General features: G+C 38.6%; 6 protein-coding genes. 3 read left to right on the top strand and 3 right to left on the bottom strand.

Annotated elements, in window-relative coordinates:
* On the top strand, positions 1-948 hold the full coding sequence (queG, locus tag UABAM_RS15475; protein ID WP_151968912.1) for a tRNA epoxyqueuosine(34) reductase QueG: 948 nt from the start codon (positions 1-3) through the stop codon (positions 946-948).
* A 9-nt stretch (positions 949-957) separates the two neighbouring features.
* Here the strand turns inward: queG and UABAM_RS15470 are convergent, their stop codons facing one another.
* Entirely contained in the window at positions 958-1,680 is a 723-nt protein-coding gene (locus tag UABAM_RS15470; protein WP_151968911.1) for a hypothetical protein, read from the bottom strand.
* A 638-nt stretch (positions 1,681-2,318) separates the two neighbouring features.
* On the opposite strand from UABAM_RS15470, the gene UABAM_RS15465 reads away from it, so the two are divergent.
* Both UABAM_RS15465 and UABAM_RS15460 read left to right on the top strand, forming a co-directional pair.
* The gene (locus tag UABAM_RS15465) at positions 2,319-3,254 is read left to right on the top strand and encodes a hypothetical protein (protein ID WP_151968910.1); all 936 of its coding nucleotides are present in this window, start codon (positions 2,319-2,321) and stop codon (positions 3,252-3,254) included.
* A gap of 125 nt (positions 3,255-3,379) precedes the next feature.
* Positions 3,380-5,653 carry a serine/threonine-protein kinase gene (locus UABAM_RS15460; protein WP_151968909.1) on the top strand — a complete coding sequence of 758 codons (2,274 nt, stop codon included), beginning with the start codon at positions 3,380-3,382 and terminating at the stop codon, positions 5,651-5,653.
* 72 nt (positions 5,654-5,725) lie between these two features.
* Here UABAM_RS15460 and UABAM_RS15455 read toward each other — a convergent pair whose 3' ends face one another.
* Both UABAM_RS15455 and UABAM_RS15450 read right to left on the bottom strand, forming a co-directional pair.
* Complete coding sequence (locus UABAM_RS15455) at positions 5,726-7,417, bottom strand: protein kinase domain-containing protein (RefSeq protein WP_151968908.1); 1,692 nt, start codon at positions 7,415-7,417, stop codon at positions 5,726-5,728.
* Positions 7,418-7,456: 39 nt separating this feature from the next.
* The gene (locus tag UABAM_RS15450) at positions 7,457-12,001 is read right to left on the bottom strand and encodes a protein kinase domain-containing protein (RefSeq protein ID WP_151968907.1); all 4,545 of its coding nucleotides are present in this window, start codon (positions 11,999-12,001) and stop codon (positions 7,457-7,459) included.
* Between the last annotated feature and the right edge of the window lie 112 nt (positions 12,002-12,113).

The raw sequence follows: 12,113 nt of genomic DNA, 5'->3' as shown, positions 1-12,113 counted from the left end.
ATGGAAAAAACTCTTAGCCATAAAATCAAAGAGAAAGCACTGGAACTCGGATTTTGTCATGTGGGAATTGCACAAGCACAGCATCTACAAGCCGAAGAAAAATTATTGCAAACTTGGCTAGACAATGGTTATCAAGGCAAAATGCACTATATGGAAAATCATTTTGCCAAAAGAGTAGATCCATGTAAGTTAGTGCCAGGAGCAAAGTCCATTATCTCTGTGGCGATGAACTACTATACAAAACATCAACACGCCCACAATCCATCCCAAGGGAAAATTTCTCGCTATGCCTGGGGAGATGACTATCACGATGTCATGAAAAAACACCTGCGGCAACTTTTAGATTTTATTTGCGAACAAGACGAGAATATTTCAGGGCGTGTTTTCGTAGATTCCGCCCCGATTATGGATAAAGTTTGGGCCGTAAAAAGTGGTATTGGTTGGTTGGGAAAACACAATACGGTAATCAGTCGCGACTACGGATCATGGATGTTTTTGGGCGAAGTAGTGGTAAATTGCACGCTAGATTATGATACTCCCATGAGCGACCACTGTGGTTCATGCACTAGGTGCATAGATGCCTGTCCGACCGATGCCATCACTGATCCCTATGTAATTGATGCCAACAAATGCATTGCCTACCTAACGATTGAACTCAAACCACAATTTGACATTCCACAAGAACTACAACCCAAAATGGATAATTGGATTTTCGGTTGTGATATATGTCAAGACGTTTGCCCATGGAATAACAAATTTTCACAGGAAACAACCGAGGAAAGTTTCGCACCGCGCCCACATAACCTCAATCCAGAACTCCACGAGCTTTCCAACATCAGTGAAGAAAAATTTCGCGAAAATTACCGTAAAAGCCCTATTAAAAGAACAAAACACGCTGGCTTAATGCGTAATATAAAAGCAGTAACATCGAAACAACAAGAGAAATAATACATTTAGTTACGCAAAAATTCGATATGTTTCAAGGTTACCATAAATGTTTTCCATAGACTTGTAATCTTTCACCTGAAGACTAACATCTTTCAACAAGGAATCCAATTCACCATTTTTTGGTACACTGTATACAATCTCACTCCCGTCTTCAAAGGTAAAAACGTGATCCACTGCCGCACTACTGGTACTGGACTCACGATTGGTCGTAGAGACCAAAGATTGTTTTCCACTCCAAAACTCATAGTAATCAATTTGTGTATCGTGAATCCAAACAACATATAATGGGACAATAAAACGCGCCGTCTTGATTTCGCGGCAACGTACCGAATACGTCATGTATATAGATTGGATTACACTCCACGCAAAAAATAAACTAACCGCAAGCGAAACATACGCATTCTCCGTCCCCGCAAGCATAATGACAACGAGTCCTCCCGCAATCATGATACCCACCTCTAGAAAAGGTTCCTTTTCGAGGCGAACAACAAGCCAAAGTCCCATGACGATTGCTGATGCAACAAACAATCCCGAGCTATACATAATATTGACATTATTCGCAAAAGCAATCACCGCACACACACTAAGTATAAACATAACTCCCAAAGCAATGAAATGATAATCACCATCGCCAAAAAAATCATGGCAAATGACCTGCTCAGGATTGTTTTGTATTTGTAAAAGTTTTTCTTTTTCCGTAGGCGAAAGGTCCTGAATTAGTTTTGTCTTCATCCACTTTCCCTCACAAAATAAATACATCCATTTTATTGTAATAGTTTAAATAAGCGTCATCAATAATGACTCGGGTATTTCAAATTAAGTTATTTACATTATCTCCGATATTCACCATAAGTAAAATTATATTACATTATAAATAAGTATAATTTTTTCTAATGGTCAATAAATTGGCCATTGTGTATTCGTTTTACAAACTTGTTACAACAGTTCATTGTTAATTTTGTTATATTAGAACAACTAGTACTTTGGAGTATTAATTTGTGAAAGTTGCCTAAGTATAGATATTCTCTGGTATTTGGTGCCCCCACAATCGGCTTCGCCGATTACTCCCCCACTGGGGGAGTTTACGTATATCAAAAAGTGTTGAAAAAACGCAACGTTAGTTCGAACCACTTACACATGGTATAGATTACTTACCAACATGTCGTTTTTTCTTTTACGAAGTGCTATACATAAGCCCTCCCTATGGGAGGGCAGCCGGCGATTAGCCGGCGGGAGGGCATCGCATGCTAGTGATTTCCTATACTTCAGGATTAGCTAAATTTCAATGTTCCAAAGTACTAGTGCTTTGGAACATTAATTGTTGGCGGAAAACCATACCGATGTTTTTTACATTTTTTAGGATGTTAGCTATGAAAAACAAAATATTATATTTGTTAACTTGCTTATGGATAAGTGTTGTGTACAGCCAAGAACAAAAAGCACTGGCGAATAGACTTACAGACTTCACACATATCACAACAAAAGAGGTTTCCTATTTACCATTTATGAAACCAAAAGCCCCTTTGTTGTCTATTCCTGAAGGAACCATTTTTAAAATCATTAATAGTAAAGATAACACTCTTCTTATCGAATGTTCTAACGGAGTAAAAGGACATCTATCACCAGATGATCGCGGTTGGGAAAAATTAATTGTGGCATATGGTACTGTCATTCACAAACCATGGAGCAAAAGCCTTGAGTCGTGGCAGGCAGGTGGAAGTGATTATTGTGTCCTAGACATAAGTAATGAAACCCCCCAAGATTTACCTGGTCGTTTTCTGCGTTCATCGGCGAAAGTTTCCTTTGAAAAAATCAAAAAATTTCACCGCAAAAAAGTAAAGATAATCGGTGCTCCACACCGTCCCAAACCCGCAAAAGTTCATCCGATGTCACAACGTCCTATCGGAATGAAAGGGCCTGGTGCAGGAAAAGGCATTCGCGTATATGGAATATGGGCAATGAAAGAAACAACAAACTACATGCCTGAAAAACTCGCCAAATCGTTTAAAGGCTACGAGCTCTACAGTTGGCAACAACAAAACAAATGGTATTTTTGCTTAATTACTGGAACCAACCGCATAAAAACTTTTGATGAAATATCGCCTGTAGGCGAGAAAATAGAAAATGGTTGGGTAAAAATTACAGTTGTGGGAGTAAAAGCTTTTAAAGATGTACTACAGAGACTACCCGAAGGAGAAAATCTCTACTGGGGTACAGGAAAAAAAGACCAAGAACTACCGGAAAAATCGCTACGCGACGATATCAAAAAATTCGCGGCAAACTTAAAAATACAAATATTCGATTAGTCATGCGTTTAGGGCGGACATTCATCCGCCCTACAAGTTTTATATTGCAAACAAAAAGTAATTACAGTATCGTAATCTAAGCTTTATTGGTAATAATACAAATTCCATAAAATACAGAGAAACCGATGATTTACCGTCAACAGAGTTTGCAAAACTGTGTAAAAGTTTTAGGTTACATGACCCACACAGACATACAAAATATATCATCTTTAAAGATGAGCCTTGAAGAATACCTGGCAAAAAAACTGACAGGACAACAACTTAATCTTTTGCGATTATTTTTTATCAAATACATTTTTTTATCTGAAATTAGAAAACTTTCTGTTGTACAACCAACAGTGATAGACAAAATTTTTAATCATGATCTACAAAATGCAAAAAATAACCAACCACCGCAATTCGGTGACTTTGAAAAAAAAATTGCCCAACATCCTTCTTTTCTACAGATAACACCACACATACAACAAATTCTCACTGTTGAGGAAATGAAAATTTTGGATTTTATGCTCGGCAAAGCGCCAAATGCACCTTCTCAACCCATTATTTCTAACGATACGCGTAAGGGAACATCGACGCGTAGTGAATCGGAACCACAAAAAATAGACGGCATTCCCAAAATATTGGGAGACTACAAAATACTGGAAACCATTGGTGCGGGAGGAATGGGAAAAGTTTTCAAGGCATATCATCAAAACTTGGAAAGAATTGTCGCCATTAAAGTCATGTTGGGGCAAGAAGAAATAGCGCGTAAACGCTTTTTGATCGAAGCTAAACTCACGGCAAAAATGCAACATCCCAATATCATTCCCATTCACGATATTCAAAGTGAAGGACAACTGGACTACATCGTAATGGACTTCATTCAAGGCAAAACGTTGTCGGAGGTATTGCAACACAAAAGACTATCTTTTCCTCAAATAGTAACGATCATCAAGCCTATTCTTTCCGCAGTTGCTTACGCCCATAATCACCAAGTAATCCATCGTGATCTAAAGCCAGCAAACATCCTTTTAGAAGATGAAACATTACGTCCTATCGTCATGGATTTTGGATTAGCAAAACAACTAGAAAGACAAACCACCGAACAAATTACCGTTACCGGTCAACTTCTTGGTAGTCCGCGTTATATGGCTCCAGAGCAAGCAGAAACTGAAGAAGTGGATCATCGAGCGGACATTTACGCATTGGGTACCATTTTTTACGAAATGCTAACCGGTCAACCAGCTATTGATGGTGAACGTTTAGGACAAGTTATTTACAAAATCACCCAACAAAAATATTTACGTCCACGAGAAGTAAATCCTGAAATACCCGCGGCGGTAGAAAAAATTTGTTTAAAAGCGATGGCTCTCAATCGAGAAGAACGCTACCAAACAGCAGATGAATTTATGACAGGCATTGATTATTTCATGACTCATGGAAAAACAACCGCGAATGTCTCTTTTCCTGATATGCGAAATACCAACGGCAACAAAGGTAAGCGAAGAAATGTAAATGAGGGAAAACTACAAAAGACTTCTATTCGTCCCGCGCGAAAGACGAGTACACTACGTACAAATCAACGTCAAAAAACGACTCAGAAAAAAAACAATACGACAGTCATTATTTCAGTATGTACAGCAGTATTTCTCTTATTTTTGACATTCTATATTTCCCAGAACAACACCCCATCTGTTAACCAGACAAAGCTTGCACAACAAAAACTCGAAAAACAAAAAATCAAGTTTCAACAACAACTCAAAAAACAGAAAGAAAAAGCCGCAAAAGAGCAACAAAGGCTCAAGGAACAACTAGCGCAACAAAAAGCACAAAAAACTCCACAAGAGCAACCCTCAAAAAATCTCAAACTACAAGATATTGTCAAATACAATGACAAACAACGATATGTAAAAATAAGCGTCAAAAAAATAGCGCCTGCTTTGCAAGAAATTCGTCACCAGACAAGACCCATTTTTTTGAGTTTTCGCAACACCACGGTGAAGGACGATGACCTACGTTATATACAAAATGCCCCTTACATCATCGCGTTGGATTTACAGGAAACTCGTGTGGGAAACGCCGTATTAAAATATGTAGCCACTCTAAAAAATCTAAAGCTCTTAGACATAGAAGGTACAAAAATAACCGGAGAAGGCTTACAGTATTTGACAAACCCTCATCTACGAGAGATCGATCTAGACGAAACCAATATTACAGATCAACATGCTCATTACTTAAAGAATATCAGTAGTAGCCTAGTGGAAATAAATTTGGAAGGTACGCAAATTTCCGATAAAAGTATACCGATTCTTTCATCTTTGAAATCATTAAAACGACTGAAAATTTTGCGCACAAAAATAACCCCATCGGGTTTTTACCAATTGCAAAACCTAATGCCATACTGCCAAATCATTTATTAGGTAAACATACTTTGCGTATGAAAACAAATGATCATATTGCAAGTGAATTTAGTTAGGTAATTAGTTGCAATATTATTTTAAGCGCCTCTTCGCAATTTTAATGCGTAGTTTTACATTATTACGGCTTTGGGGGGGCAACGAATCAACACCTTTTATTTCCAAAGATTTTTTCCACTCATCGACAGCTTTATGGAATTTTTGTTGAGCAAAATAAATATCCGCTCGTCCAGCAATCAGCACCGCATTGTTAGGGTATAAACTCATCGCCTTATTGTAGTCTCTTAGTGCCATAGCATATTTTTTTTGGAAATAATATAAGCGACCGCGATGATGAAATAATTGCGGATGTACAAAAGAAAGTGCAATGGCTTTGTTATAGTACTGCAAAGCCTTTATATGCTGCTGGCGACTTTCAAAAATTTGCCCTAATCTGAAATAACAGTAACCTTTACGTCCCTTTACATTTAAATCAATAGCGTTTTGATACAAAGGAGCCGCAATATCATATTCGTTTTTTCTGAAGTGACACTCCGCCTTTAAAAAATATATTCGTGGTACATTTGGATTTAACTTAATTACGACACCATAATCGAGAATCGCAGAGTCATACTCTCCAAGACTAAAAAATGCGATACCTCTGGCCACATATAAATCTACTCTGCTTGGTGCAATTGTTATTGCTTTATCACAACTCTTTATAACCGCACGAAAATTATTTTGGTTTGCATATCTCTGTACATTTTCGAGATGTTTTTCCAATGCCTGTTTTTTCTCGTTATCCACTCGATCATTCAGATACTGTGTAACAGCTATTGTTACAGTGACAACGACTGAACATAGGACTAGAATAAGCCATTTATGTTTACCCACAAAATGGTTTGTCGTATCCCAGAAACTGTATTTTTTCGCTCTTATGGGTTTTTTATCTCGGAGACTTTTTAGTTCATGAACAAGCTGACGAAAATTGTCATAGCGTTTTCGTGGATTTTTTGCCAAACACTTAAGGCAAATAGCCTCAAAATAAGGAGAAATTTGGGAATTAATTTTGCGTGGTGTAATGGGAATGTCGTGAAGAATATGAAAAAGTAAATTCATTTGATTGTCACTCGCAAACAACGGTTGCGAAGTCAACGCTTCGTAGATTGTCGCACCAATCGCATAGATGTCACTTTGTTTGCCCGCTTTTCCTTTCACCTGCTCGGGGGCCATGTACAACACCGTGCCAACAATATCACCGGCTTTCGACAAGTCGCGTTCATAATCATTGGATAATTTTGCGAGGCCAAAATCCATGATTTTTGGTTTTCCCTCACTCGTAATGATAATATTCGACGGCTTAAGGTCGCGATGCAAAACATTGTGTTGATGTGCGTGGGCCATGGCGTTACACACATCGATCATTAACGATAACAAATGATCAGAATGTATTCGTTGCTGTTTAATAAGATCTGCTAACGTTTCACCTTCAACATATTCCATCACAAAATATGGCCGTGGTTTTTCATGAAATTCATAAAAGCGTACAATATTGGGGTGATTTAATTTGGCCATCACCGTAGATTCCACAAGAAACCTTTTTTGACCTTTCATCGTTCCAGGCATCATGAACTTCAAAGCAACGTCACGTTGCAATTGTGTATCAAACGCCTTATACACAACACCCATTCCGCCGCGTCCTAATTCTTTTTGCAACACATAATGTCCAAACATCATTTGCTGTGATGTAGATTTACGCAAATTTTCCTCTTCAGGATTTTGCATCATTACATTCTCCCGTTAGAAATAGAACCACAACAAATGTTTTTAGTGTAGCGCATACACATACTTATCGTAACTCGCGAAATACACAACACCATCCTCAATTAGAGGAGCACCGACAACTTCTCCCTTTGTCTCAAATTTCCATGCTTCTTTTCCTCTTTCAGTGACGGCATAAAGATGATTGTCATCACTACCAAAATAAATAATATCATCCACAATTGATGGAGAACTACGAACAATTCCTCGTGTAGAAAAACTCCAACGTAGTCTACCGTTTGCTGCGTTTACCGCATAAAGGTCATGGCTACGTGATCCAAAATAAACCGTTTTATTGTGAATCGCAGGTGTTGTAGAAATACCTCCCCCGGCTTCATACTGCCATATCTCTTTACCTTTGTGCACGTCAACAGCATACAGTATCCCTTTTACATCTCCAAAATAAACCACATTTCGTTGCACGGCGCAACCGGGTGATTTCCACTCGGCAAATTTGGCTGTCCATACCTCCTTTGGACGACCGAGTTCCACACAAAAAACTCTATTATTATCACTTGCCGCAACAAACAACCGATTATTCGCCATAGCTGGTGACCCAATAATCCGCTGCGACTTTTCAAAAGTCCATAATTCTTTACCGTCTTTCGCACGAACAGCATAGAGACGATCCGAACCAACATACACAATGTTATTATGCACAACGGGGGCCCCATGAATTCCTCTTTTTGTACGAAAAGACCAAATTTCCGTTCCCGTTTTCGCATCAACTGCATACAAACGACGATCTGCTGCCCCTGCATATACAACTCCGTCGCTAATAGTAATTCGCGAGGAGGAATCTTTCGATAACTCAAAATCCCAAATTTTTTCTCCCGTGAACTTATTCAAAGCTACGAGAAAGCTCTTGCCGTTGACAATGTACAATACATTACCACTTATCATGGGAGAACCGGTAACGTAGCCAGAAGTTTTAAATTTCCATTTTAACCCACGCAGTTTAGGCAAACCTTGTGTAACGTAGACACCGGTTCTCGCCCAACTTCCACGATGCGTCGTCTCGTTTTTAGAAGCCGCTCTCTTAACACGCCAATTGCGAAAAAAACTTTCCCCTTTTTCATCTTTCGCTTGCAACCGAATATCATTCATACCCCACTGTAACTCGACAACACAACTAAAATTTCTCTCTGTATCCCAGGTAACTTCTTTCTTCTGAATGATAAGTTGTGTAATTTTCCGGTCGACTTTTCCTTTTAGGGTAATCTTCCAAACTCTATTAGGTACCTCAATAAGATAACGGCCTTTTTTTGTAAAATTTTTCGGAGCTAAAATTTTGACACCTTTGGAAATAGAAGTTTCACTATCCTGTATTTTACTTGCAATTATCTTTTGGTAGACCTCTTGTCTTTGTTGTGGAACCTTCTTCAACAATTGTTTTGCTTGCTTCCACTCGCCATCGGCAATTAAAAAAATAACTAATCCCTCGGGTTTTAAAGATGTAACTTTTGACAAGCTACGAGCCTTAATTTCATTAAATGCGATATCATGCGTTCGCTTTTTATAGTCTTTCAATACCAATTTGTCCTCATCTATTGCGACCACGCGCCCTCTTATATATTTTTTATTGGTGAGAGAAACAGCTATTGTAGAACCCAATTTGGTATTTTTTCTTATATTGTGTATCGCTTGTTCAATTTCTTGAACTTCTCGTAAAAAAACATTAATCTCACTACGTAGTTCAGAATTTTCTAAATCGTCAACAAAATATTCCAAACGCGTCATTATATCGTCAAACCTACGTTTTCTTAACAAAGAAAACAACTGTTCGTCTTTAAATTTATACCACTGAGTCGCGATTTCTTGCACATTCTTTTTAGGGGAGACTTCTTGAACCTTGACGTCTTCAACTACTTTTTTATTCTCCTGTAAAATAGAGTCGATCTGCGCAACAATTTTTTGCAAACGTGTATTTTCCCGCGTCATTTTTTGCGCAATAATGAGCCACCCCCCCAATGGGATGGGAATACTATGCAGCTTTTTTTGTTGGAGTGCCAATAGCCACCCTTGGCAAGCAACAACAGTTTGTTCCTCAATTTCCATTCGCATTTTTTTTACCTGTTCCATCAGAGCAGGTGGTGCATTTTGATAACGCAAAATAAAATTTCCACAAAGTTCCCAGCGTACTGGGGGAGGTTGACGAAGAATCTCACGTTGAAAACGTTTTAAAGTCACTTCAAAATCTGGTGGTGTCGTTAGTGTTTCCTCTTTTTCTGGTTGCGGTTCTTTTTGTTGTTCTTGTTTCTTTTGTTGTTCCTTTGCAATGGAGATCATCTTAGCCTTAATTTTTCTCTGCAACTCTTCAAGCTCACTCTTCAAATACTCGGGTAACATAAATTGTGTAAAAGCTTGGTCAATTTTAAGAGAAATTTCCGATAGAGCTTTGGTATTTTTGTCACCCAATTCTTTTGCACTCCACAAACGTAGAGTTTCCACAAAACCAGTAAGTAACAATGTTTCTTCAGGATATTGATTCAAAAGCAAAAAGTGTAAACGATACGATGCCACAAAACGTTGTTGTTCCAAATAATCCTGTGCTTCCCTGTATTCTTCCTTCCATGAAGGTGAGCTGGTCGCAACAATTCCCCATCCGAGAAGAGCAACAATAACAACAACCCCACAAACAATCAACCATATAGAGTTACTGTTGGTATTCGCTTTAGGTCGATTTTTTTGAAGACGTGTTTTGGCAGTACGACTAGTACTACGCAAAGCTTTTCCCGAAGCGAAACTGGCAAGATCTTCGGCCATTTTCGCCGCCGTAGCATAACGATTTCGCGGTTGCTTCAATAATGATTTCATACAAATTTTGTCTAAGTTCGCCGGAATCTTAGGATTTAACTTTGAGGGAGCCTTCGGGGGCGCTTTAATCACTCTTTGCAATAACAACAACGCTGTTGGGGCGTTAAAAGGACGTTGCCCAGTGATCATTTCGTATAAAATTGTTCCCAAGGAATAAATGTCACTTTGGATGCCTATATTTTTTGAGCCGGACGCTTGTTCAGGAGACATATATAGAGGTGTACCAATAACAGTTCCTGTTACCGTTAGACGCTGACTATAGCTGAGTGTTTTCGCCAAACCAAAGTCCATAATAAAGACCTTGTTATCTTTGCTAATCATGATGTTTGAGGGCTTTAAATCGCGATGGACAATACCTTTACTATGTGCATGTTCTATGGCCATAAGAATCTTGCGTACCAGAGCGACGCAATGTCCAATGTCAGGTTGTTTTTGCTCCACATACTCTAACAAAGTAACACCATCAACCCACTGCATGGTAAAATACAAAATATTATTAAACTTTCCTGAGTCAAATAGCTTCACAATATTAGGGTGCGACAACATTTTTGTCATGCGCACTTCTTGTAAAAAGCGCTCTTTGTAGGATTCTTGTTCTACTAAATACGTAAAAAGAATCTTTAAAGCTACGATCTTGTTATTTCTCGTATCCAAAGCTTTATAAACGCAGCCCATGCCTCCTTCACCGATCTTTTTCAAGATTTTGTAGTGTGCAAATAGACTATTATCGGCTAATTCGTTATTGTTCACTGTTTGTGGAGATTGGCTTGCAAGTTTATTCAAACCACGCGCATCTTCGTTACTCAAACTTTGGCGTACATTCCACTTCGCCGTGGTTTTATTCTCTTCTAAACTTTTGTATACTTTTTGCAATAATTGTGAAAGTTCTGTCGCACTTTGTAGTCGGTTTTCTGGTTTTTTCGCCATGGCTTTATGCAAAATATGCGACATCTCGATATACGCTTTTTTTTCGTGACCAGATGTAAAACCGTCAAGACGATTGACAAGAGGTAGCAAAGATTCACTACAAATCGCTTTCATCGTTGCCATAGCAGTTTGTCTCTGAAAAGGAGATTCTTTAAGTCCCGCAAAAAACTGATACAGCACCACACCCAATGAAAAAACATCGCTACTGATGGTACAATCCCCCTCGGTTTGTTCTGGGCTCATGTACGATGGAGTCCCCATCGCAACACCAGTTTGCGTCAAGTTAGAACCTTGCCCAAGAGATTTGGCAATCCCCAAATCCAATAATTTTATCAAACGCGTTTTTTCACATACCATGATATTAGAAGGCTTAATATCGCGATGCAAAATCCCCATGGCGTTGAGGACTTCAATAGGACGGATCATCTGGCTAGCCATAGCGAGCTTTACTCGCAAAGGCGTATTAGAAATTTGCGGAATATACTCGCTAAGAAGTACTCCTGGAACGTATTCCAATACCAAAAAGAAAAAATGAATATCTATTTGAGGGGTCGATTCAGAGATATGAAAGTAATCATATGCGCGCACGATATTCATATCTTTTATCTTGCTCAGGAAATAATATTCGCGCACAAAACGCGATTTTAACTTTTCCATTGATTCCATCGTTGTCGACTGCAACTGCTTGACCGCGACTAGACGGTTTTCTTTTAGATCTTGAGCAAGATAAACCATGCTTGTGGCTCCTTGACCAAGGAGCTTTTTTATTTCGTATCGATCTTTTAATATTTTGGGTGATTTTACCATGCGCTACTCCATACAACTAATTAACATTCAGATATTTTAGAATAGTAATTATTTATTGGTAAAACAATACTTTTTTGCGATCACAAATCAAATCAAGGCAAATATTTAAACT

Origin of the sequence: Candidatus Uabimicrobium amorphum (assembly GCF_009002475.1) — a bacterium.
In the GTDB taxonomy this organism is placed as follows: Bacteria; Planctomycetota; Uabimicrobiia; order Uabimicrobiales; family Uabimicrobiaceae; genus Uabimicrobium; species Uabimicrobium amorphum.
This window is presented reverse-complemented; position numbering and strand designations above follow the sequence as displayed.

Excerpts from the sequence above, each read along its gene's own strand:
- queG (WP_151968912.1), top strand. The coding sequence starts at position 1 with ATGGAAAAAACTCTTAGCCATAAAATCAAAGAGAAAGCACTGGAACTC.
- UABAM_RS15450 (WP_151968907.1), bottom strand. The coding sequence starts at position 12,001 with ATGGTAAAATCACCCAAAATATTAAAAGATCGATACGAAATAAAAAAG.
- UABAM_RS15460 (WP_151968909.1), top strand. The coding sequence starts at position 3,380 with ATGATTTACCGTCAACAGAGTTTGCAAAACTGTGTAAAAGTTTTAGGT.
- UABAM_RS15465 (WP_151968910.1), top strand. The coding sequence starts at position 2,319 with ATGAAAAACAAAATATTATATTTGTTAACTTGCTTATGGATAAGTGTT.
- UABAM_RS15470 (WP_151968911.1), bottom strand. The coding sequence starts at position 1,680 with ATGAAGACAAAACTAATTCAGGACCTTTCGCCTACGGAAAAAGAAAAA.
- UABAM_RS15455 (WP_151968908.1), bottom strand. The coding sequence starts at position 7,417 with ATGATGCAAAATCCTGAAGAGGAAAATTTGCGTAAATCTACATCACAG.